Source organism: Xylophilus sp. PBN-3R (assembly GCF_057747805.1).
This window is the reverse complement of sequence record NZ_CM173225.1, coordinates 3,807,689-3,831,144: the sequence shown is the minus strand read 5'-3', so window position 1 is coordinate 3,831,144 and position 23,456 is coordinate 3,807,689. Positions and strand designations below refer to the sequence as shown.

At 64.9% G+C, this 23,456-nt stretch carries 21 protein-coding genes; all 21 read left to right on the top strand.

Going from position 1 to position 23,456, the window contains the following annotated elements:
* The first annotated feature begins 30 nt into the window (after positions 1-30).
* Positions 31-2,013, top strand: a complete 1,983-nt coding sequence (locus tag AC3ANW_RS18275) for a hypothetical protein (RefSeq protein WP_488342254.1) — start codon at positions 31-33, stop codon at positions 2,011-2,013.
* Positions 2,013-2,558 (top strand): shikimate kinase, encoded by a 546-nt coding sequence (locus AC3ANW_RS18270; RefSeq protein ID WP_488345460.1) that lies wholly within the window; start codon positions 2,013-2,015, stop codon positions 2,556-2,558. The genes AC3ANW_RS18275 and AC3ANW_RS18270 overlap by 1 nt, the downstream gene beginning before the upstream one ends.
* Before the next feature lie 78 nt (positions 2,559-2,636).
* Positions 2,637-3,785: a 3-dehydroquinate synthase gene (gene aroB / locus AC3ANW_RS18265; RefSeq protein WP_488342253.1), complete on the top strand. Its 1,149-nt coding sequence runs from the start codon at positions 2,637-2,639 to the stop codon at positions 3,783-3,785.
* Between the two features lie 17 nt (positions 3,786-3,802).
* Complete coding sequence (locus AC3ANW_RS18260) at positions 3,803-4,966, top strand: deoxyguanosinetriphosphate triphosphohydrolase (protein WP_488342252.1); 1,164 nt, start codon at positions 3,803-3,805, stop codon at positions 4,964-4,966.
* 26 nt (positions 4,967-4,992) lie between these two features.
* A complete protein-coding gene (locus AC3ANW_RS18255; RefSeq protein WP_488342251.1) occupies positions 4,993-5,586 on the top strand; it encodes a DUF1415 domain-containing protein in 594 nt (197 codons plus the stop codon).
* Positions 5,583-6,497, top strand: coding sequence for a class I SAM-dependent methyltransferase (locus tag AC3ANW_RS18250; RefSeq protein ID WP_488342250.1), 915 nt, complete (start codon positions 5,583-5,585; stop codon positions 6,495-6,497). The genes AC3ANW_RS18255 and AC3ANW_RS18250 overlap by 4 nt, the downstream gene beginning before the upstream one ends.
* 3 nt (positions 6,498-6,500) lie before the next feature.
* Complete coding sequence (locus tag AC3ANW_RS18245) at positions 6,501-7,196, top strand: transposase (protein WP_488342249.1); 696 nt, start codon at positions 6,501-6,503, stop codon at positions 7,194-7,196.
* Positions 7,197-7,375: 179 nt separating this feature from the next.
* Positions 7,376-12,103 carry a glutamate synthase-related protein gene (locus AC3ANW_RS18240; protein WP_488342248.1) on the top strand — a complete coding sequence of 1,576 codons (4,728 nt, stop codon included), beginning with the start codon at positions 7,376-7,378 and terminating at the stop codon, positions 12,101-12,103.
* A gap of 29 nt (positions 12,104-12,132) precedes the next feature.
* On the top strand, positions 12,133-13,611 hold the full coding sequence (locus AC3ANW_RS18235; RefSeq protein ID WP_488342247.1) for a glutamate synthase subunit beta: 1,479 nt from the start codon (positions 12,133-12,135) through the stop codon (positions 13,609-13,611).
* A 395-nt stretch (positions 13,612-14,006) separates the two neighbouring features.
* Positions 14,007-15,185, top strand: coding sequence for an aminotransferase-like domain-containing protein (locus AC3ANW_RS18230; protein WP_488345459.1), 1,179 nt, complete (start codon positions 14,007-14,009; stop codon positions 15,183-15,185).
* 92 nt (positions 15,186-15,277) lie between these two features.
* Positions 15,278-16,138, top strand: a complete 861-nt coding sequence (locus AC3ANW_RS18225; RefSeq protein ID WP_488342246.1) for an ABC transporter ATP-binding protein — start codon at positions 15,278-15,280, stop codon at positions 16,136-16,138.
* On the top strand, positions 16,135-16,917 hold the full coding sequence (gene mlaE, locus AC3ANW_RS18220) for a lipid asymmetry maintenance ABC transporter permease subunit MlaE (RefSeq protein ID WP_488342245.1): 783 nt from the start codon (positions 16,135-16,137) through the stop codon (positions 16,915-16,917). The genes AC3ANW_RS18225 and mlaE overlap by 4 nt, the downstream gene beginning before the upstream one ends.
* Positions 16,918-16,977: 60 nt before the next feature.
* Positions 16,978-17,463, top strand: coding sequence for an outer membrane lipid asymmetry maintenance protein MlaD (gene mlaD / locus AC3ANW_RS18215; RefSeq protein ID WP_488342244.1), 486 nt, complete (start codon positions 16,978-16,980; stop codon positions 17,461-17,463).
* Complete coding sequence (locus AC3ANW_RS18210) at positions 17,460-18,266, top strand: MlaA family lipoprotein (protein WP_488342243.1); 807 nt, start codon at positions 17,460-17,462, stop codon at positions 18,264-18,266. Before mlaD ends, AC3ANW_RS18210 begins: the two co-directional genes overlap by 4 nt.
* A 145-nt stretch (positions 18,267-18,411) precedes the next feature.
* On the top strand, positions 18,412-19,062 hold the full coding sequence (locus AC3ANW_RS18205; RefSeq protein ID WP_488342242.1) for an MlaC/ttg2D family ABC transporter substrate-binding protein: 651 nt from the start codon (positions 18,412-18,414) through the stop codon (positions 19,060-19,062).
* 53 nt (positions 19,063-19,115) lie between these two features.
* On the top strand, positions 19,116-19,385 hold the full coding sequence (locus AC3ANW_RS18200) for an STAS domain-containing protein (RefSeq protein ID WP_488345458.1): 270 nt from the start codon (positions 19,116-19,118) through the stop codon (positions 19,383-19,385).
* A 108-nt stretch (positions 19,386-19,493) separates the two neighbouring features.
* Entirely contained in the window at positions 19,494-20,432 is a 939-nt protein-coding gene (locus tag AC3ANW_RS18195) for an ABC transporter ATP-binding protein (RefSeq protein WP_488342241.1), read from the top strand.
* Positions 20,433-20,440: 8 nt separating this feature from the next.
* Positions 20,441-21,199: an ABC transporter permease gene (locus tag AC3ANW_RS18190; protein WP_488345457.1), complete on the top strand. Its 759-nt coding sequence runs from the start codon at positions 20,441-20,443 to the stop codon at positions 21,197-21,199.
* 52 nt (positions 21,200-21,251) lie between these two features.
* Positions 21,252-21,500, top strand: a complete 249-nt coding sequence (locus AC3ANW_RS18185; protein WP_488342240.1) for a BolA family protein — start codon at positions 21,252-21,254, stop codon at positions 21,498-21,500.
* On the top strand, positions 21,500-22,789 hold the full coding sequence (murA, locus tag AC3ANW_RS18180; RefSeq protein ID WP_488342239.1) for a UDP-N-acetylglucosamine 1-carboxyvinyltransferase: 1,290 nt from the start codon (positions 21,500-21,502) through the stop codon (positions 22,787-22,789). The genes AC3ANW_RS18185 and murA overlap by 1 nt, the downstream gene beginning before the upstream one ends.
* On the top strand, positions 22,786-23,442 hold the full coding sequence (hisG, locus tag AC3ANW_RS18175) for an ATP phosphoribosyltransferase (protein WP_488342238.1): 657 nt from the start codon (positions 22,786-22,788) through the stop codon (positions 23,440-23,442). Before murA ends, hisG begins: the two co-directional genes overlap by 4 nt.
* Positions 23,443-23,456 lie beyond the last annotated feature (14 nt).

Sequence of the window (23,456 nt, the reverse complement as noted above, 5' to 3'; positions counted from 1 at the left end):
TTGCAGACATTCATTGGGGGAAGACTACAAATGCAGAACGGTATCCGGATATTTGCGCGGTGGACGCGTGTAGTTGCTGCGAGTGCGCTGGCTGCTGCCTTGGTGGCCTGCGGCGGTGGCGGTGGCGGCGGTGGAACCTCGCTGAGCAATACCGGCACGGGCACGGGCACTAGTGGCACTGGTACCGGCACTGGTACCGGCACGGGCACGGGCACGGTGACGACGCCCACGATGACCATTGCCATCGTGGACGGGTCCGGCGCCGCTGTCGCAGCGAACTCGATCAGTTCGTCGACCACATATGTACGTGTCCTGCTCAAGGACGCGGCCGGTGCGGTCGTACCCAGCAAGCTTGTGACCTTCACCACCGCCGCCACCGTCGCGACCTTGGCGCAGGCATCGGCTCTGACCGATGCCGCCGGTGTCGCCCTGGTTCGGATCACACCTGTCAGCAGCACGGCATCGGCTGCCGGCACGGTCACGGCGAGTGCTACCGTGGCGGGTACCGCAGTGCAGGCCACCGTGGACTACCAGACGGCGGCCGCCACTGTGGCGCTGACCAGCTTTACCCCCACCTCCACCAACATCACCGCATTGCAAACCTCGGCGGTGACGCTCAAGGCCCTGGTCGGCGGCGTGGCAGCCAAGTCCGGCCAGGTGAGCGTGACCTTCAATGCGTCCTGTGGCACTTTCAGCCCGAGCACTGCGTCCAGCGCCAGCGACGGCACGGTATCGACCGTCTACCAGTCGACAGCCGGTTGCAGCGGCCCGGTCACCCTGACTGCCCAGTCGGGCGCGGTCAACGCATCAACCACGATCACCGTAGCAGCCGCACAGGCTGCAAACCTGCTGTTCTTCGGCACCAACCTCGGTACAGGCGTAAGCACCATCTTCACCTCGCGTGCCAGCAGCGGTGTGAAGCAGGCCACCCTGACGTTCCAGGTCGTCGATTCCAGCGGTGCCGGCATGTCGGGTCAGTTGATCAACTTTGGCCTTTCGAGCAGTGCGATAGCTGCCGGCGTGACCTTTACCGCCAGCGGTACGTCCACGGCTTCGGGAGCAACCACCGACTCCAGCGGCAAAGCCGCTGTCACCATCAGCGCGGGTAGCCTGCCCACGCCGGTGATCGTGACGGCCACGCTTGCGTCCAACACTTCGATGCAGGCCTCTTCCAGCACGCTTGCCATCACCTCGGGCGTGCCGACACAGGATGCTGCTTCCCTGGCTGCCGCCACGTTGGCGCCGGAGGCTTTCAATATCGACGGCGTCGCCGACAGCCTGACTTTCCGCATTTCCGACCGCCAGGGCAATCCGGTGCCTGCGGGAACCACTGTGACCTTCGTCACATCGCAGGGCCTGGTGACCGGAAGCTGCACGCTCGATGCCAATTCGGCCTGCGTCGTCACCTATACCTCGCAGGGCACACGACCTACCAACGGCCGTGTCATCGTCCTTGCCTATCTGGACGGCGAGGAAAACTTCGTCGACCTGAACGGCAACAACAGCTACGACCCTGGCGAAACCTTTACCGAAATTGGTACGACCTACCGCGATGACAACGAAGATGGTGTTTACCAATCCACCGAGCAGACCTATCCCGGTGGCTCCGTCGGCTCCGCCGCCTGTACCAGCACCCGTGTCAATACGCCCTTCATCGCCAACAGTTGTGACGGCGTCTGGAGCAGCAGCATCCGCGTGCGTCGGCAGATGACTTTGGTGCTGGCAACCGGCAGGACGGTTCTTACCCAGAGCTCGCGCACCACCGGCTTCCTGACGGTGTCCATCTCGGATCTCAACGGCAACTCTGCACCCACCGGTTCCACGGTATCCGCCAGTGTCACGACTACCGGCAGCGCCTGCGCGATCACCGGTGGCGGCAGTGGCACGATCCCCAACACCACCGCCGCGATCGTTTATCCGATCACGCTCAACGGCGATGCCAGTTGCTCCGCCGCGACCATCCTGGTGACCGTGACTTCGCCTAGCGGCATCGCGACCTCGAAATCCTTTTGATCACCCTCATCGGCCTGCCCGGCTCGGGCAAGTCCACCGTCGGCCGGCAACTCGGCCGGCGGTTGCAGATGCCATTCGTGGACACCGACACGGTCATCGAGCAACGCATCGGTTGCACCATCCGCGACTTTTTCGAGCGCGAGGGTGAGGCGGCTTTCCGTGACGTCGAACAGGCGGTACTGGCCGATCTATGCGCCGAACCGAAAGCCAAGGTATTGGCCACGGGCGGCGGCATCGTGCTGCGCCAGGCGAACCGCGACTGCCTGCGTAGCGTCGGCACGGTGGTTTACCTGCGATCTTCTCCCGAAGAACTCGCTCGCCGGCTCAAGCACGACGCCCAGCGGCCGCTTCTCCAGGGCGTCGACCCGCTGACACGCCTGCGGGAGCTATACGCCGCACGCGACCCGCTCTACCGCGAGGTAGCGGCCTTCACCATCGACAGCGCCCGTCGTTCGGTGGCCATGATGGTCGGGACGGTGGTCATGCAACTCGAGCTGGCCGGTGGCTGCTGCGTCAATCCGGAGGCGGCTGCAGGCCACCCCTGAGCCCCCACGGCGTGGCAGGCAATTTACACTTCGCGCTTTCGGGCGGCGAGGCCCCGCTGCCCCTGTTCTGATCGTTCCATGCCTCCTGTCCTGATCTCCACCGATTCCGCCCCTGTCGAAACCCTGCAGAACACCCGTGTGTCGATCGACCTGGGGGATCGCAGTTACGACATCGACATCGGCGCCGGCCTGCTCGACGACCCCGCCAGTTTTGCCGGCCTTCCAAAGGCGGCGGTGGCGGTCATCGTCACCAACACGGTGGTCGAGCCGCTATATGGCGCGCGACTGCGGGCCAGCCTCGCCGGGCGATTCCCGCAGATCCACACGGTGGTGCTGCCCGATGGTGAAGACCACAAGGACTTGAACACCCTCAACCTGGTGTTCGACGCCATGGCTACCCATGGCTGCGACCGAAAGAGCGTGCTGTTCGCGCTGGGCGGCGGTGTGGTGGGCGACATGACCGGTTTCGCGGCCGCCTGCTACATGCGCGGCGTGCCTTTCGTGCAAGTGCCGACCACGTTGCTGGCGCAGGTCGATTCGTCGGTCGGCGGCAAGACGGCGGTCAACCATCCGGCCGGCAAGAACCTGCTCGGCGCCTTCTACCAGCCGCTGCAGGTCGTCTGCGACCTGGCCACCCTGCGCACGCTGCCGCCGCGCGAGATGAGCGCCGGCCTGGGCGAAATCATCAAGTACGGTCCCATCCACGACATGGCTTTCCTGGACTGGATCGAAGCCAACCTGGATGCCTTGCGAGCCGGCGAGACCGCCGCGCTGGCCCATGCGGTGCAGCGCAGCTGCGAGATCAAGGCAGAGGTCGTCGGTGCCGACGAACGCGAAGCCGGCCTGCGTGCCATCCTCAATTTCGGCCACACCTTCGGCCACGCCATCGAGGCCGGCATGGGCTACGGCACCTGGCTGCACGGTGAAGGCGTGGGTTGCGGCATGGTGATGGCGGCCACGTTGTCGCAGCATCTCGGGCTGGTCGACGCCGCGTTCGTCGCACGGCTGCGCAACCTGATCGAACGCGCCGGGCTGCCGGTGGTGGGTCCTCATATCGATCCGGTCGACAACGCCGGCCGTTATCTGCAACTGATGCGGGGAGACAAGAAGTCCGAAGGCGGCGAAATCCGTTTCGTGCTGATCGACGGCCCCGGCCGCGCGGTGGTGCGGCCCGCGCCCGACGCGCTGGTGCGCGCCGTGATCGACGCCTGCTGCGCGCCGATCTGAACCCGCTGGCGATCACGATGCTCGCTCCGTACGCCTGCGACCCGGCACTGAGCCGGGGGCGCCGTTTTCAGGAAGTCCCGGCGCCCACCCGTACCGACTACCAGCGTGACCGCGACCGCATCGTGCATTCGACCGCATTCCGGCGTCTGGTCTACAAGACGCAGGTTTTCCTGAACCACGAAGGCGACCTGTTCCGCACACGGCTGACCCATTCGCTCGAAGTGGCGCAACTGGGTCGATCGATCGCCCGGTCGCTCGGCCTCGAAGAAGACCTGGTCGAAGCCGTAGCGCTGGCGCACGACCTGGGCCACACGCCCTTCGGCCACGCCGGGCAGGATGCGCTGCATGCCTGCATGCAGGACCACGGTGGTTTCGAACACAACCTGCAGAGCCTGCGGGTGGTCGATACGCTCGAAGAGCGTTACCCCGATTTCGACGGCCTCAACCTGACCTTCGAAACCCGCGAAGGGATTCTCAAGCACTGCGCCCGACCGGCGGCCGAGGCGCTCGAAGCCATCGAACCCGGCGGCGTGGGCCGACGGTTCATCGACCGCGAGCAGCCCGCACTCGAGGCCCAGCTCTGCAACCTGGCCGACGAGATCGCCTACAACGCCCACGACATCGACGACGGCGTGCGTTCGGGCCTGATCACGCTGGAGCAGCTGGAAGCCGTGCCGCTGTTCGACCGGTACCGTCGCGCCGCGCTGGCCGCCCATCCTGCCCTGGGCCGAGGCCGCGGCCAACGCCGCCTGCTTTACGAGTCGATTCGCCTAATGCTGAGCGACCAGGTCTACGACGTCATCGACACCACCCGCAAGGCGCTTGCCGACGTCGCGCCGCAGTCGGCCGACGCGGTCCGCACTGCCAGCCGGCCGCTGGTGGGTTTCGGCCAAGCCATGCGGGCCGAATCCATCGTGCTCAAGCGTTTTCTCTTTCAGAACCTCTACCGCCATCCGCAGGTATCCGCCATGGCGTCAGCCGGCAAACAGGTCGTGCATGAACTGTTCGACGCCTACTGCGCCGAGCCGGAAGAAATGCGCGGCGGCTTCGGCGACCGCGCGGCCGAGGCGGGGCCGGACCTCAGTCGGCAACGCATCGTGTCCGACTACATCGCAGGCATGACCGACCGCTTCGCCAGCAGCGAACACCAGCGCCTGACCGGCCGCCGCCTGTTCGATTGAGCCTGCGCCGGTAAACTCGGCGCCCCGTGCCCCAGCCAAATACCACCTCCATCGACGTTGCCCTGGCCGATACCCGCCGCTGGGTCGACCGCGCAGTCATCGGCCTGAACCTGTGCCCCTTTGCCAAGGCCGTGCAGGTGCGAGGCCAGGTGCATTACGCCGGCTGCGACACCGAAGACCCCGAAACCCTGCTGCAGATGCTGTTAGCGGAAGCAGATGCCTTGATGGCGCTGGACGCCCACGAACGCGACACCACGCTGCTGATCGCCACCGGCTGTCTCGGCGACTTCCTGGACTTCAACGACTTTGCCGGTGATGCCGAAGACCGCCTGTTCGAGCGCGGCTTCGAAGGCGTGTTGCAACTGGCCACCTTTCACCCCGACTTCCAGTTCGGCGGCACCGAGGCGGACGACATCACCAATGCCACCAACCGCGCGCCCTGGCCCACGTTGCACCTGCTGCGCGAAACCAGCGTCGACCGAGCCGTCGAGGCGTTCCCCGATGCCGAGGAAATCTTCGGCCGCAACATCGAAACGCTGGAAAAACTGGGCAACGAGGGCTGGTCGGCGCTCGACGTCGGCCCCGGCAGCGCGGCGCGCGCCCACCAGGATTCCCCATGAAGAAACACGCTCCCAAGACCGTCGACGCAGCCGCGGCACTGCCGCCTGAAATCCGGGAAGGCCAGTCGGTCGAGTTGCTGAAAGAGCTGCACATCCTGACCCGCGACGGCAAACTCAACCAGGATTCGCGGCGAAAACTCAAGCAGGTCTACCACCTGTTCAATTTCATCGAGCCGCTGCTGCGCGAACTGCCTGAAAAAGGCCAGGGCGCCACGCTCGCCGACCACGGCGCCGGCAAGTCCTATCTGGGTTTCATCCTCTACGACCTCTTCTTCAAGGCCCAGGCCGAAGGGCAGGGCGGCCACATCTACGGCGTCGAAACCCGCGCCGAACTGGTCGAGCGGTCCTCCGAACTGGCGCGACGACTGGGCTTCGGCCGCATGTCCTTTTTGAACGTGTCGGCTGCCGATGCCGCCACCGATTCCGCCTTGCCCGAACGCATCGACATCGTCACCGCGCTTCACGCCTGCGACACCGCCACCGACGACGCCATCGCCTTCGGGCTGGAAAAAAAGGCGAGAGCGCTGGTGCTGGTGCCTTGTTGCCAGGCCGAGGTCGCCTCGGTGCTGCGCGGCCAGAAGGCGCTGGCGCTGAAACGCACACCGCTTGCCGAGTTGTGGCGTCATCCGCTGCACACCCGCGAAATGGGCAGCCAACTCACCAATGTGTTGCGTTGCCTTTATCTCGAGGCCTGCGGTTACCAGGTGACGGTGACCGAACTGGTCGGCTGGGAACACAGCATGAAGAACGAACTCATCATTGCCCGCTACACCGGGCAGCGCAAACGCAGCGCCGCCGAGCGGCTACACGCCTTGCTGGCGCAGTTCGGACTGGAGTCGCTGGCCGCCGAGCGCTACAGCCGCGCGCCGTTGCCGGAAGCCGCGGACCGGGCTGTAGAAACCGCCGAGTAGATCGTGGCCCGACTGCCGCGACTCACCATTCCCGGCCAGGTCCATCGGCTGGTATTGCGTGGCAACAATGGTCAGCCGGTGTTCGGTGACGATGCCGATCGGCAGTACCTGCTGCAACTGCTGCAGGACCATGCCATCGAGAACGCCGTCGCGGTCCACGGCTATGTGTTGCTGGGCAACCAGGTGCAGCTGCTGGTCACTCCGGCAGATGGCCGGCTCGGTGCCTGGATGCAGGCCGTTGGCCGGCGCTACGTGCGTTATTTCAATGACCGGAACCACCGCAGCGGCACCTTGTTCGAAGGCCGTTATCGCTCTACCGTGCTCGATGCGGCAGATTGGCTGCTACCCGCCATGGTGGTCGCCGATCTGGCGCCGGTGACAACCGGCCTGGCGCCGCAACCCGAAGCCTGGCCTTGGTCCAGCCACGCCCATTACGTCGGCCGTCACGTCGATCGGCTGGTGACGCCGCATGCCAGCTGCTGGGCGCTGGGAAACACCCCATTCGCACGCGAAATGGCCTATGCCGATCTGGTGCACGGCGGCGTTTCATCTGCGATCCAGAAGCAACTGGAGGCTGCAACGCTTGGCGGATGGGCACTGGGAAACCCGGAATTCCTGTCCGCATTGGAAAAAAAGACGCAGCGAAGGCTCCAACCAGGGACTGCGGGAAGACCGGTGGCTACCAAAAAAACCGTTTGACCGATTTGGCAAGACCAATGAAATCAAGAGGTTGCAGCTTGAAATAACCCGTCCCCAATTTATTCTCCCACCAGATTTATCGGGAAATAATTAGTATCTGACCCTAATTAAAACTTCTTGGCACCGTTGTTGCTGTGTCCTATGCTCGCAATCCCCGCGACATTCGAAGGAGCACGCCCATGACGACGGCTGCCGAGATCAAGCATCTCCAAGACAACGGTCTGTATTCCACCAGCAACGAACACGACGCCTGCGGCCTCGGTTTCGTGGCCCACATCAAGGGCGAGAAGCGTCACGACATCGTGACGCAGGCGCTGAAGATCCTCGAGAACATCGACCACCGCGGCGCGGTCGGTGCCGACAAGCTCATGGGCGACGGCGCGGGCATCCTGATCCAGCTGCCTGACCTGCTCTACCGCGAAGAGATGGCGAAGCTGGGCGTGGCACTGCCACCGCCTGGCGAATATGGCGTCGGCATGATCTTCATGCCAAAGGAGCACGCGTCCCGCCTGGCCTGTGAACAGGAAGTCGAGCGTGCCATCAAGGCCGAAGGCCAGGTGCTGCTGGGCTGGCGCGAAGTGCCGGTCAACCGCGAGATGCCGATGTCGCCCCAGGTCAAGAAGACCGAGCCGATCATCCGCCAGGTGTTCATCGGCCGTGGTGCCGACGTCATCGTGCAGGACGCACTCGAACGCAAGCTCTACGTGATCCGCAAGACCGCCAGCGCCAACATCCAGGCGCTGGGCCTGAAGCACAGCAAGGAATACTACGTTCCGAGCATGTCCAGCCGCACCGTGGTCTACAAGGGCCTGCTGCTGGCCGACCAGGTGGGCACCTATTACCTGGACCTGCAGGACGCACGTTGCGTCTCGGCCCTGGGCCTGGTTCACCAGCGCTTCTCGACCAACACCTTCCCCGAGTGGCCGCTGGCCCACCCCTACCGTTATGTCGCCCACAACGGTGAAATCAACACGGTCAAGGGCAACTACAACTGGATGAAGGCCCGCGAAGGCGTGATGTCCTCGCCGGTGCTGGGCGAAGACCTGAAGAAGCTGTATCCGATCAGCTTCGCCGGCCAGTCCGACACCGCCACCTTCGACAACTGCCTCGAGCTCATGACCATGGCCGGCTACCCGTTGAGCCAGGCGGTGATGATGATGATTCCCGAGCCCTGGGAACAGCACACCACCATGGACGGCCGCCGCAAGGCCTTCTACGAATATCACGCCGCGATGATGGAGCCGTGGGACGGCCCGGCCTCGCTGGTGTTCACCGACGGCCGCCAGATCGGCGCCACGCTCGACCGCAACGGCCTGCGCCCTTCGCGTTACATCGTGACCGACGACGACATGGTCATCATGGCTTCCGAATCCGGCGTGCTGCCGGTGCCCGAGCAGAAGATCCTGCGCAAGTGGCGCCTGCAGCCCGGCAAGATGTTCCTGATCGACCTCGACCAGGGCCGCATGATCGACGACGACGAGCTGAAGGCCAACCTGACCAGCAGCAAGCCATACAAGCAGTGGATCGAGAACCTGCGCATCAAGCTCGACGACGTCGAAGGCAGCGGCGACGCGCCCGCCAGCGACGTGGCACTGCTCGACCGCCAGCAGGCCTTCGGCTACACGCAGGAAGACCTGAAGTTCCTGATCCAGCCGATGGCCAAGAACGGCGAAGAGGGCATCGGCTCGATGGGCAACGACAGCCCGCTGGCCGTGCTGTCCGGCAAGGACAAGCCGTTGTACAGCTATTTCAAGCAGCTGTTCGCCCAGGTGACCAACCCGCCGATCGACCCGATCCGCGAAGCCATCGTGATGTCGCTGGTCAGCTTCGTGGGTCCCAAGCCGAACCTGCTGGACATCAACCAGGTCAACCCGCCGATGCGGCTCGAGGTGAGCCAGCCCATTCTCGACTTCAACGACATGGTGAAGCTGCGGGACATCGAGAAGTTCACGCAGGGCAAGTTCCGCAGCGCCACGCTGGACATCACCTACCCGTTCGTCTGGGGCCGCGAAGGTGTCGAGGCCAAGCTGGCGTCGCTGTGCGCCGAAGCGGTCGATGCGATCAAGGGCGGCAACAACATCCTGATCATCAGCGACCGCGCCGTGGGCGCGGACAAGGTGGCGATCCCCGCCTTGCTGGCCCTTTCGGCCATCCATCAGCACCTGGTGCGCGAAGGCCGTCGCACCACGGTCGGCCTGGTCGTCGAGACCGGCAGCGCCCGTGAAGTGCATCACTTCGCCGTGCTGGCCGGTTACGGCGCCGAGGCCGTCCATCCTTACCTGGCAATGGAAACCCTGGCCCAGCTGCACAAGGACATGCCTTCGGACATGTCGGCCGACAAGGCCATCTACAACTACGTCAAGGCCATCGGCAAGGGCCTGTCGAAGATCATGTCCAAGATGGGCGTGTCGACCTACATGAGCTACTGCGGTGCGCAGCTGTTCGAGTCGATCGGCCTGAACACCGAGACCATCGGAAAGTATTTCACCGGCACCGCCAGCCGTGTCGAGGGCATCGGTGTCTTCGAGATCGCCGAAGAAGCCCTGCGCATGCACAAGGCCGCCTTCGGTGACGACCCGGTGCTCAACACCATGCTGGATGCCGGCGGTGAATACGCCTGGCGCGCCCGTGGCGAAGAACACATGTGGTCGCCCGATGCCATCGCCAAGCTGCAGCACAGCACCCGTGCCAACAACTGGAGCACCTACAAGGAATACGCCCAGCTGATCAACGACCAGAGCCGTCGCCACATGACGCTGCGCGGCCTGTTCGAATTCAAGATCGATCCGTCCAAGGCGATTCCGGTCGAAGAGGTCGAGTCGGCCAAGGAAATCGTCAAGCGTTTCGCCACTGGCGCGATGTCGATGGGTTCCATCTCCACCGAAGCCCACGCCACGCTGGCGGTCGCCATGAACCGCATCGGCGGCAAGAGCAACACCGGCGAAGGCGGCGAGGACGAGAACCGCTATCGGAACGAACTCAAGGGCATTCCGATCAAGCTCGGCGACACCCTGAAGAGTGTCATCGGCGAAGCCAACGTCGAAGTCGACATGGCGCTGGAAGCCGGCGATTCGCTGCGCTCGAAGATCAAGCAGGTGGCGTCGGGCCGTTTCGGTGTCACCGCCGAATACCTGTCGTCCGCCGACCAGATCCAGATCAAGATGGCACAGGGCGCCAAGCCCGGCGAAGGCGGCCAGTTGCCCGGCGGCAAGGTGTCCGACTACATCGGCAAGCTGCGCCATTCGGTGCCGGGCGTGGGCCTCATCAGCCCGCCGCCGCACCACGACATCTACTCCATCGAGGACCTGGCCCAGCTGATCCACGACCTGAAGAACGTGGCGCCGCACGCCGGCATCAGCGTCAAGCTGGTGTCGGAAGTCGGCGTCGGCACCATCGCCGCGGGCGTTGCCAAGTGCAAGAGCGATCATGTGGTGATCGCCGGCCACGACGGCGGCACCGGCGCCTCGCCCTGGTCGTCGATCAAGCATGCCGGCTCGCCCTGGGAAATCGGCCTGGCCGAAACCCAGCAGACCCTGGTGCTGAACCGCCTGCGCAGCCGCATCCGGGTGCAGGCCGACGGCCAGATGAAGACCGGCCGCGACGTCGCCATCGGCGCGCTGCTGGGTGCCGACGAGTTCGGCTTCGCCACCGCGCCGCTGGTGGTCGAAGGCTGCATCATGATGCGCAAGTGCCACCTGAACACCTGCCCCGTGGGGGTGGCCACGCAAGACCCGGTGCTGCGCAAGAAGTTTTCCGGCAAGCCCGAACACGTCGTCAACTTCTTCTTCTTCATCGCCGAGGAAGTGCGGCAGATCATGGCGCAGCTGGGCATCCGCAAGTTCGACGACATGATCGGCCGCGTCGACCTGCTCGACACCAAAAAGGGCATCGCCCACTGGAAAGCCAAAGGCCTGGACTTCGGTCGCCTGTTCGCCCAGCCCATCGTGCCGGACACGGTGGGCAAGTTCCACACCGAGTTCCAGGACCACGGCCTGGACAAGGCGCTGGACAACAAGCTGATCGAGAAGTCGCGCGCCGCCATCGACCGCGGCGAACGTGTGCAGTTCATGGAAGTGACTCGCAACGTCAACCGTACCGTGGGCGCCATGCTGTCCGGCGCGGTGACGAAGGTGCACCCGACCGGCCTGCCGGACGACACCATCCGCATCCAGCTGGAAGGCACCGGCGGCCAGTCGTTCGGCGCGTTCCTGACCAACGGCATCACGCTGTACCTGATCGGCGATGCCAACGACTACACCGGCAAGGGCCTGTCGGGCGGCCGTGTGGTGGTGCGTCCGAGCCTGGACTTCCGCGGCGAGGCGGCCAGAAACATCATCGTGGGCAACACGGTCATGTATGGCGCGACGGCCGGTGAGTCCTACTTCGCCGGCGTGGCCGGTGAGCGTTTCGCGGTTCGTCTTTCGGGCGCCACCACGGTGGTCGAGGGTACGGGTGACCACGGCTGCGAATACATGACCGGCGGAACCGTCGCGGTGCTGGGCCTCACCGGCCGCAACTTCGCGGCCGGCATGTCGGGCGGCATCGCCTACGTGTACGACGAAGACGGCCAGTTCGCCTCGCGCTGCAACCTGTCGATGGTCACCCTTGAAAAAGTGGTCAGCTCTGCCGAACAGGCCGCCAGCGTGCACGAGAAGATCTGGCACAAGGGCGAGACCGACGAGGCCAACCTGCGCAAGCTGCTCGAGCAGCACAACCGCTGGACCGGCAGCAAACGCGCGCGCGACCTGCTGGACAACTGGGCGGTTTCGCGGACCAGGTTCGTGAAGGTGTTCCCGACGGAATACAAACGCGCCCTGGCCGAAATCTACGAACGCAAGGTGCAGGCCGACCCGGCCACCCCCGCCGTTCCTTCTGCCGCCCAGCGCGAAATCGCGCCGGCCAAGTAAGAAACAATAAAAAGCAGGACACCACGATCATGGGAAAAGTCACCGGCTTCATGGAGTACGAGCGCATCGAGGAGGGCTACAAGCCCGTCGGTGAACGTCTGAAGCACTACAAGGAATTCGTCGTCGGCCTCGACGACAAGCAGGCCAAGGTCCAGGGTGCGCGCTGCATGGATTGCGGCACGCCTTTCTGCAACAACGGCTGCCCGGTCAACAACATCATTCCGGACTTCAACGACCTGGTTTACCAGGACGACTGGAAGAGCGCCTGGACGGTGCTGGATTCGACCAACAACTTCCCCGAGTTCACCGGCCGCATCTGCCCCGCGCCCTGCGAAGCTGCCTGCGTGCTCAACGTCAACGACGATGCCGTCGGCATCAAGTCCATCGAACACGCCATCATCGACCGCGCCTGGTCCGAAGGCTGGGTCACGCCCCGCGTGGCCAAACACAAGACCGGCAAGAAGGTCGCGGTGGTCGGTTCCGGCCCGGCCGGCATGGCGGCTGCACAGCAGCTGGCGCGTGTCGGCCACGACGTGACGCTGTTCGAGAAGAACGACCGCATCGGCGGCCTGCTGCGCTATGGCATTCCCGACTTCAAGATGGAGAAGACCCACATCGACCGGCGCGCCGAGCAGATGGCCGCCGAGGGCGTGACCATCCGCACCGGTGTCGTCGTCGGTGCGGCGCAGGATCCGCTGGGCAAGGGCTCCAAGGTCACCAACTGGGCCAAGGAAACCATTACGCCCGCACAGCTGCAGGCGGAGTTCGACGCAGTGCTGCTGACGGCCGGTTCGGAAACCTCGCGTGACCTGCCGGTGCCCGGCCGCGACCTGGACGGCATCTACTACGCGATGGAGTTCCTGCCGCAGCAGAACAAGGTCAACGCCGGCGACAAGCTGAAGAACCAGCTGCGCGCCGACGGAAAGAACGTCATCGTCATCGGCGGCGGCGACACCGGCAGCGACTGTGTCGGCACCAGCAACCGGCACGGTGCGGTCAGCGTCACCCAGTTCGAACTGATGCCGCAGCCGCCGGAAGTCGAGAACCGTCCGATGACCTGGCCCTACTGGCCGATCAAGCTGCGCACCAGCTCCAGCCACGACGAAGGCTGCGAACGCGAATTCGCCATTTCCACCAAGGAATTCATCGGCGAGAACGGCAAGCTCACCGGCCTGAAGACCGTTCGTGTGGAGTGGAAGGACGGCAAGATGGTCGAGGTGCCGGGCAGCGAGCAGGTGCTCAAGGCCGACCTGGTGCTGCTGGCGATGGGTTTCGTCGCGCCGGTGTCGCCAGTGCTGGAAGCCTTCGGCATCGACAAGGATGCACGCGGCAACGCCAAGGCCAGCACCGACTTCGATGGCGGTTACGTCACCAACGTGCCCAAGGTGTTTGCCGCCGGCGACGTGCGTCGCGGCCAGTCGCTGGTGGTCTGGGCCATCCGCGAAGGGCGCCAGGCGGCCCGTGCCGTGGATGAGTTCCTGATGGGATACAGCGACCTGCCACGCTGACCTGCAGGGAGGGCGGATCGGTTTTTCGATCCGCTTCGCCCCGGGCCGGAGCCCTTCGTGCGGTGGGCGACGGTCGCTCGCATTTCCTACAAAAGTCTGACTTTTGACGGAGAACCGCCATGTATCTGCAACAGCCTCTCAGGAGTTTTGCGAATAAAGGCGCTGCACAGCTCGGTGCGGTGCTGCATTCGCAAGTGTCGCCACACCGCTCCCTGGCATCCGGCGACAAGGCCCGGGACGAGCCTTCCGAGCCGGTGGATGATGAATCACGGCTCAATCTACCCGCTCCGAAAGCCCTGACCGCCACCGAGCAGAAGGCGTATTTCGACCGGGCCTCGCAGGTCTCGAAGGCTGCGCCAGCCAAGGAATGGACTCTCGCGACACGCACCAGCCGGATGACCTCATCCGCGATCCGTGACCTTCTCAAGCTGACCAGTCGCCCCGGGATCATCAGCTTTGCCGGTGGACTGCCGTCGCCCGACACCTTCCCGGTGGAGAGATTCGCCGCCGCCTGTTCCACGGTGCTGAGCGCGCCAGATGCCCGCGCCGCCCTGCAATACACCAGTTCCGAAGGCTTGCCGGCGCTACGCCAGGCGGTGGCCGATTTCCTGCCGTGGAAGGTCGATCCGGACTGCGTGCTCATCACCACCGGGTCGCAGCAGGCGCTGGACCTTGTCGGCAAGGTGCTGGTCGATCCCGGCAGCCGCATCCTGGTGGAAAGGCCCACCTATCTGGGGGCGCTGCAGGCTTTCCAGCCGATGGAGCCGACGCTGGTCAGTGTCGAAAGCGACAGTGGCGGAATGCTGGCCGCCGACCTGGCTGCCAAGATCGACGGTGCGCGCCTGGTCTATGTGTTGCCGAATTTCCAGAATCCCACGGGCCGCAGCATGGATGCCATGCGGCGCGCAGAAATCTCGGCACTGGCCTCGCGGGCGGGTGTGCCGGTGCTGGAAGACAACCCCTACGGCGAGCTGTGGTTCGACACGCCGCCGCCACCGCCTATGGCGGCCAGTTACCCGGAAAACACCATCTACATGGGTTCGTTCTCGAAGGTGCTGGTGCCCGGTCTGCGCCTGGGTTTCATCGTGGCGGCGCCCGCGATCTACCAGCGGCTGGTGATGGCCAAGCAGGCTGCCGACCTGCACAGCTCCAACTTCGACCAGCGGGTGGTGATCGAAGTACTGCAGGACGAATTCCTGGGGCGGCACGTTCCAGGTATCCGTGAGCTGTACAAGACCAAACGCGACGCGATGCTGGCCGCACTGGAGCGAGAGATGGCCGGCCTGGGCGTCACGTGGAACCGGCCGGCCGGCGGCATGTTTCTCTGGTTGCGGCTACCGCCGGGCATGTCGGCCACAGCCCTGCTGCCGCGGGCGGTCGAGAAGAATGTCGCCTTCGTTCCCGGCCGGCCTTTCTATGCCGACGTGCCGGACGACCGCGACATGCGGCTGTCCTTCGTGACGGCTACGGTCGGGCAGATTGGTGCCGGTATCGCTGCGCTGGCTGCTGCCATACGCGAAGAACGTGACGCGCAAGCCGTTCCAGTCGGGGATTCTGCCGCCCACGCCCGGTAACACGGTGTGGTGTATCAGCCGTATCCGGGTATTACGGGTTTCCCTTATCATCCCGAATCCCAAGCCGGGCGTCCGTCCGGCTTTTTCTATTCATGGACACATCCCTGCCCGATCCCCTCTCTTCAGCTGCCGCTGCCCAGGACGCTCTGGTCGTCCTGCGTGATGTCAGCTTCGCCTACGCCGGCCGCAAGGTGCTCGATGGCGTGACGCTGGAAGTTCCGCGCGGCAAGGTCACCGCGCTGATGGGAGCATCCGGCGGCGGCAAGACCACGGTGCTGCGCCTGATCGGCGGGCAGATCCGGGCGCAGTCCGGTCAGGTGCAGTTCGATGGCGTCGATGTCGGCCCCATGTCCGCCGATGCGCTGTTCGCGGCACGTCGGCGCATGGGCATGCTGTTCCAGTTCGGCGCGCTTTTCACCGACCTCGACGTGTTCGAGAACGTGGCCTTTCCGCTGCGCGAGCACACAGACCTGTCCGACGCCCTCATCCGCGACATCGTGCTGATGAAACTCGACGCCGTGGGCCTGCGCGGCGCCCGGTCACTCAGCACCAGCGAAATCTCGGGCGGCATGGCGCGGCGTGTGGCCATGGCCCGGGCCATCGCCCTCGATCCGGAACTGGTGCTGTACGACGAGCCCTTCGCCGGCCTCGACCCCATATCGCTCGGCATTTCGGCCCGCCTCATCCGGCAGCTGAACGACGCCATGGGTCTCACCAGCATCGTCGTTTCGCACGATGTCGACGAAACCCTGGCCATCGCCGACCATGTGGTGGTGCTGGCCAACGGAGGCATCGCGGTGCAGGGCCCGCCCGACGCCATCCGCAACAGCATCGACCCGCTGGTCTATCAATTCGTGCATGCGCAGCCCGACGGTCCGGTGCGCTTTCATTACCCGGCGCTCACCGCCGAGGCCGACTTCGGCCCGCCCACGCATACCAGGAGCGGTTCATGAGATGGTGGCATCCGGCGGATGTCGGGCAGGCAACCCGCGGCTGGCTTTCCGGCCTGGGCTGGGCGGCACGTCTTTTCGTACGGCTGCTGGCACTGGCCGGCCCGACGCTGCGGCGTTTCCGGCTGGTCAGCGAACAACTTCATTTCCTCGGCAACTATTCGCTGGCGATCATCGCGGTGTCCGGCCTGTTCGTCGGTTTCGTGCTGGGCCTGCAGGGCTACTACACGCTGCAGCGCTACGGCGCATCGAGTGCCCTCGGCCTGCTGGTGGCGCTCTCGCTCGTCCGTGAACTGGGCCCGGTGGTTTCGGCGCTGTTGTTCGCGGGCCGCGCGGGCACCTCGCTGACGGCTGAAATCGGCCTCATGCGCGCCGGCGAGCAGATCACCGCCATGGAAATGATGGCCATCGATCCGGTGCGCCGCATCCTCGCCCCGCGTTTCTGGGCCGGCGTGATCGCGCTGCCGCTGCTGTCGGCAGTTTTCAGCGCAGTCGGCATCCTCGGCGGATGGGTCGTGGGGGTGGTGCTGATCGGCGTCGACTCCGGTTCGTTCTGGGGGCAGATGCAGGGCGGCGTCGATGTGGTGCGCGACGTCGGCAACGGCGTCCTGAAGAGTTTTGTTTTCGGCCTGACCGTGACCTTCGTCGCGCTGCTGCAGGGCTATTCGGCCAAGCCCACACCCGAAGGCGTCTCGCGCGCGACCACACGCACCGTGGTGGTGGCATCGCTGGCCGTGCTGGGGCTGGACTTCCTGCTGACCGCGATGATGTTCAGCATATGAACCGCCTCGCTGTCATGACATGCCCTGATTCTTGCCTCGTGCAAGGGAGTTGAAAGAGAAATGGAAAAATCCAAGAGCGATGTGTGGGTCGGCATCTTCGTGCTGCTGGGAGCCGCCGCCCTGCTGTTCCTGGCCCTGCAATCGGCCAATCTGCTGCGTCTGAGTTTTCAGCCGACCTACAAGGTGACAGCACGGTTCGACAACATCGGCGGCCTCAAGTCGCAGAGCGCGGTCAAGAGCGCAGGTGTGGTCGTGGGGCGTGTCGAATCGATCAATTTCGACGACAAGAGCTTCCAGGCCTCGGTGGTGCTGTCGTTGCAAGACCAGTACGTGTTCCCCAAGGACAGCTCGCTGAAGATCCTGACCAGCGGCCTGCTGGGCGAACAATACATCGGCATCGAAGCCGGTGCCGACGAAAAGAACCTGGCAGCCGGCGACGTGATCACCACCACGCAATCGGCGGTGGTGCTCGAAAATCTCATCAGCCAATTCCTCTATAACAAAGCTGCCGATGGCCCCACGCCCGCGGCAGGTGCAAAAAAATGAACGACAAGACATCCTCCCTTCGCCGCGGCCTGCGTGCCCCTGCGCGCCTGTTCGCCGTGGTGGTCGCTGCGCTGGTCATGACCGGCTGTGCCACCAGTCCCGGGCAACGCACCAATCCGCGTGATCCCTTCGAGCCCTTCAACCGGGGTGTCTACCGCTTCAACGACGGCGTCGATCGCGCCGTGCTGAAGCCGGTGGCGACTGTCTACCGCGATGCGACACCCGCACTGGTGCGTACCGGCGTGGGCAACTTCTTCCGCAACCTGACCGAGCCATGGTCGTTCGTGAACAACGTGCTGCAGGGCCGTGTTCAGGACGCCGGAGAAACCTGGATCCGCTTCGCGGTGAACACCGTGTTCGGCCTCGGCGGCATTCTGGACATCGCCGGTGAAGCCAACATCGACCGCCACAAGCAGGATTTCGGCCAGACGCTGGCCTTCTACGGCGTGCCGACCGGCCCTTACCTGATCCTGCCGCTGCTGGGTCCGTCCACCGTGCGTGACACGGCGGCACTGCCCATCGACTGGAACGGCAACCTGCTGTCCCATGTCGACAACGTGGCGGTGCGCAATTCGCTGACCGGCCTGCGTGTGGTCGACACCCGGGCCAACCTGCTGCGGGTCAGTTCGGTTCTCGATGGTGCCGCGCTCGACCAGTACAGCTTCACCCGCGACGCCTTCCTGCAGTTGCGCCGCAACCAGCGCAAGGACACCACCGAGAGCGATGGCGACCTGGACGACAGCGGTTATGCCCCTGCCGCCCCGGCCGCCCCTGCCGCCGGCGTCAATCCTGCCGCCCAGTAGCCGCGAGCCCGCCGGTCCGCCCATCGCCAGGTTGCAGGCAGTTGCATGTCTGGCGGCGCAGTTCGGAACCGTCGTGAGATGCTGCGCTCGAACCTGTCCGGGGCGGACGCATGCGCTTGCCCCCTTTGAATTCCGAGGAGAACCTATGTTGATCAACCGACGTTTCCTGGCCCGCGTGGCTTGCAGCCTGGCGGCCGTCGCCACGCTGGCATTGCCGGTGTCCGTCCTTGCGGCCGACGAAGCGCCCGATGCGCTCATCAAGCGCCTTGCCGACGAGACGCTGAACGCCATCAAGGCCGATGCCTCCCTGCGCAACGGTGACCTGAACAAGGTCATGGCGCTGGTCGACACCAAGATCATGCCGAACGTGGACTTCCGCCGCATGACCGCCGCGGCCGTGGGCCCGCAGTGGCGCCAGGCCTCGCCCGAACAGCAGCAACGCCTGCAGGCCGAGTTCAAGTCGCTGCTGGTGCGCACCTATTCGGGCGCCCTGTCGCAGGTGAGCGACCAGAGCATCGTCATCAAGCCGCTGCGCGCCGCCCCGGAAGACAAGGAAGTCGTCGTGCGTACAGAGGTCACCGGCCGTGGCGACCCGATCCAGCTCGACTACCGCCTGGAAAAGACGCCCGGCGACGGCGCCGGCTGGAAGATCTACAACCTCAACGTGCTGGGTGTGTGGCTGGTCGAAACCTACCGCAGCCAGTTTGCGCAGGAAATCAACGCCAAGGGCATCGACGGCCTGATCGCAGCGCTGGCGGCCCGCAATAGCGCCAACCAGTCGGCCAAGAAGGGCTGATCGTGGCAGACGCCGTGTCCCCCCCGGCTTCCACCTTCGGCGACACCGCCCAGGTGCTGGTCCTGCCTGGCGAGCTGACGCATGACCAGGCTCAGACCTGCCTGCGCATGTTGACGCAGGGCCTGGGGCAGGGCAAGGAGCCGGTGGTGGCCGATGCCACCGCGTTGACCCGCTTCGATTCGTCGGCGCTGGCGGTGCTGCTGGCTTGCCGCCGCGAGGTGCTTTCGCTCGGCCGTTCGTTCATGGTGCGCGGTCTTCATCCGCGCCTGGCCGGGCTGGCGGCGCTCTACGGCGTTTCGGCCCTGTTGCCAGCCACTGCCTGATCGTCCCGATCCCTCTTTTTTCCCTGCACGCCGGTCGCGCGCCGGTGGTCCTGGGATAGCCCCGTGCCAGCCCGGGTGGCAGCGACACCTTAGAATCGCCGGTTCCCCATGGCAGCCATCTCCTTTCAGTCCGTCTCCAAACGCTACGAGTCCGCCCGCGGCACGTTGCAGGCGCTCGACAACGTCAGTTTCGACATCGAGCCCGGAGAATTCTTCGGCCTGCTCGGTCCGAACGGCGCGGGCAAGACCACCCTGATCAGCATCCTCGCGGGCCTGGCCAAGGCGACCGGCGGCAAGGTGCTGGTCGATGGGCACGACGTCCAGGCCGACTACTCCATAGCCCGTCGGCGCCTCGGTATCGTCCCGCAGGAACTGGTCTTCGATCCTTTCTTCAACGTACGCGAAACCCTTCGCATCCAGTCCGGTTATTTCGGCGTGAAGAACAACGACGCCTGGATCGACGAACTGCTTGAAAACCTGGGCCTCGCCGACAAGGCGACCGCCAACATGCGCCAGCTGTCCGGCGGAATGAAACGTCGGGTTCTGGTCGCTCAGGCGCTGGTGCACCGTCCGCCGATCATCGTGCTGGACGAACCCACGGCCGGTGTCGATGTCGAACTGCGGCAGACCCTGTGGCAGTTCATCGCGCGCCTCAACCGCGAAGGTCATACGGTCCTGCTGACCACCCATTACCTCGAAGAAGCCGAGGCGTTGTGCAACCGCATCGCCATGCTGAAGAAGGGCCAACTGGTGGCGCTCAACCGCACCAGCGAACTGCTCAGCATGGCTTCGGGCAATGTGCTGCGTTTCAAGGTCGACGGCGAACTGCCGGCCGAACTCGCCGCCCAAGCCCGCATCACCGGCCGTATCGTGCAACTGCCCGCACCCGGCGCGCACCAGATCGAGCAATACCTCGCGGCTGTCCGCATGGCGGGGCTGACGGTGGAAGACGTTGAAATCCGCAAGGCCGACCTGGAAGATGTATTCCTCCAGGTGATGGCCGCAGAACAGGGCGCTGGCGGCAACCGCTGGCAGGTGCCAGTATGAATTTCGACATCACGGGCTGGAACACGCTTTTCTACAAAGAGGTGCTGCGTTTCTGGAAGGTCGGTTTCCAGACCGTCGGTGCGCCCATCCTGACGGCGGTGCTGTACCTGATCATCTTCGGACATGCCCTCGGCAAGGACGTCACCGTCTACGGTTCGGTCGCCTATACCGCCTTCCTGGTGCCCGGCCTGGTCATGATGAGCGTGCTGCAGAACGCCTTTGCCAACAGTTCGTCGTCGCTCATCCAGAGCAAGGTGATGGGCAGCCTGGTGTTCGTGCTGCTGACGCCATTGAGCCCGCTGGCCATGTTCATCGCCTACGTGGGGTCGTCGCTGGTGCGTGGCATCGCGGTCGGTATCGGCGTGTTCCTGGTCACCTTCCTTTTCTTTGCGCGGGTGAGTTTTGCGGCGCCGGGCTGGATCATCGTGTTTGGTCTGCTGGCGGCAGCACTCATGGGTACGCTCGGCCTGATCGCCGGCCTGTGGTCCGAGAAGTTCGACCAGATGGCGCTGTTCCAGAACTTCCTGGTCATGCCGATGACGTTCCTGGCGGGCGTCTTCTATTCCATCCATTCTCTGCCGCCGTTCTGGCAGGCGGTGAGCCATTTCAACCCGTTCTTCTACATGATCGACGGGTTCCGCCACGGCTTTTTCGGCCAGAGCGATGTGTCGCCCTGGCTGAGCCTGGCGATCGTCGCCGGCGCATGGGGCGCGACCAGCGCCATCGCCCTTCGCCTGCTGACTACCGGCTACAAAATCCGACACTGACCGCCTTCACCCGGCCGTCGGTTGTCCGTTCCCGCCCCCACGATTGTTTTCCATGACCGCTGAAGAACTGCGCTCGATCATCGCTGCAGGCCTGCCCTGCGAGCACATCACCCTCGACGGCGACGGCGCCCACTGGTACGCCACCATCGTGTCGGCCGAGTTCGACGGCATGCGTGCCATCAAACGTCACCAGCGGGTCTATGCCACCTTGGGCGAACGCATCCAGACCAACGAGGTGCATGCCTTGTCGATGAAGACTTTCACGCCGTCCGAATGGCTGGCGCAGGGCGGAGAAGAGTGATGGACAAGTTGCTGATCCGCGGCGGACGCATGCTCAGGGGCGAAGTGCCGGTGTCCGGCGCCAAGAACGCGGCGCTGCCCGAACTCTGCGCCGCGCTCCTCACCGCCGAACCCGTGCTGCTGCACAACGTGCCGCGCCTGCAGGACGTCCACACCATGCTGAAGCTGGTGCGCAACATGGGTGTGAAAGCCGACCGCCAGGAAAACAGCAGCACCTCGTGTGTGCGATTGGATGCCTCCGCGCTCGACAAGGCCGAAGCGCCCTACGACCTGGTCAAGACCATGCGTGCGTCGGTGCTGGCGCTCGGCCCGCTGCTGGCACGCTTCGGCCATGCCACGGTGTCCTTGCCGGGCGGCTGCGCCATCGGCTCGCGCCCGGTCGATCAGCACATCAAGGGCCTGCAGGCCATGGGTGCCGAGATCACGGTGGAACACGGCTACATCCTGGCCAAACTGCCCGAAGGCCGCACCCGCCTGAAGGGTGCGCGCATCAGCACCGACATGGTCACCGTCACCGGCACCGAGAACTTCCTGATGGCCGCCACGCTGGCCGAAGGCGAGACCGTGCTGGAAAACGCGGCGCAAGAGCCCGAGATCGCCGACCTGGCCGAGATGCTCATCAAGATGGGCGCGAAGATCGAAGGCCACGGCACCAGCCACATCCGCATCCAGGGCGTCGAAAAACTCCACGGCTGCGAACACAGCGTGGTGGCCGACCGCATCGAGACCGGCACCTTCCTGTGCGCGGTCGCGGCCACCGGCGGCGACGTGCTGCTGCGTTCGGCCCGGCCCGACCACCTGGAGGCCGTCATCGACAAGCTGCGCGACGCAGGGGTCGAAGTGCTTGCCGAAGAAGGTGGCGTACGCGTGCGTTCCGCCGGCCCCGCCATGGGGCGTTTGCAGGCCCAGAGCTTCAGCACCACCGAATATCCCGGTTTCCCGACCGACATGCAGGCCCAGTTCATGGTGCTCAACGTGGTGTCGCAAGGCGCCTCGATGGCCACCGAGACCATCTTCGAGAACCGCTTCATGCACGTCAACGAACTGGTGCGGCTGGGTGCGGACATCCGCATCGACGGCCGCGTGGCGATGGTCGAGGGCGTCAGGCGCCTGTCGGGCGCCACGGTGATGGCGACCGACCTGCGGGCGTCGGCCAGCCTGGTCATCGCCGGCCTGGTGGCTGAAGGTGAAACCGTGGTCGACCGCATCTATCACCTCGATCGCGGCTACGACCGCATGGAAGAAAAACTGCGCGCCATCGGCGCAGACATCGAAAGGGTCGCGCCGTGATCACCTTGGCCCTGTCAAAAGGACGGATCTTCGAAGAGACGCTTCCGTTGCTCGCCGCCGCCGGCATCGAAGTGCTGGAAGACCCGGAAAAGTCGCGCAAGCTGATCCTGCCGACCAGCAGCCCCGGCGTACGGGTGGTGCTGGTGCGCGCCAGCGACGTGCCGACCTATGTCGAATACGGCGGCGCCGACCTCGGCGTCACCGGCCTCGACACTCTGCTCGAACACAATATGGACCACCCCGGCGGCGCCTCGCTGGTGCAGCCGCTGGACCTGCGCATCGCCAAGTGCCGGGTCAGCGTGGCGGTGCGCAACGACTACGACTATGCCAATGCGGTGCGCCAGGGCGGCCGCTTGAAAGTTGCCACCAAGTACGTCGGCATCGCCCGCGAATTTTTCGCCACCAAGGGCGTGCACGTCGACCTGATCAAGCTCTACGGCAGCATGGAACTCGCACCGCTGACCGGCCTGGCCGACGCCATCGTCGATCTGGTCTCGACCGGCAACACCCTCAAGGCCAACCACCTGGTCGAAGTCGAACGCATCATGGACATCAGCTCCCGGCTGGTGGTCAATCCGGCTGCGCTCAAGCTCAAGCGCGAACCCATCCGCCGCATCATCGACGCCTTCGCGTCCGCCATTCCCTCCGAGTAAGTCAACCCACAAGA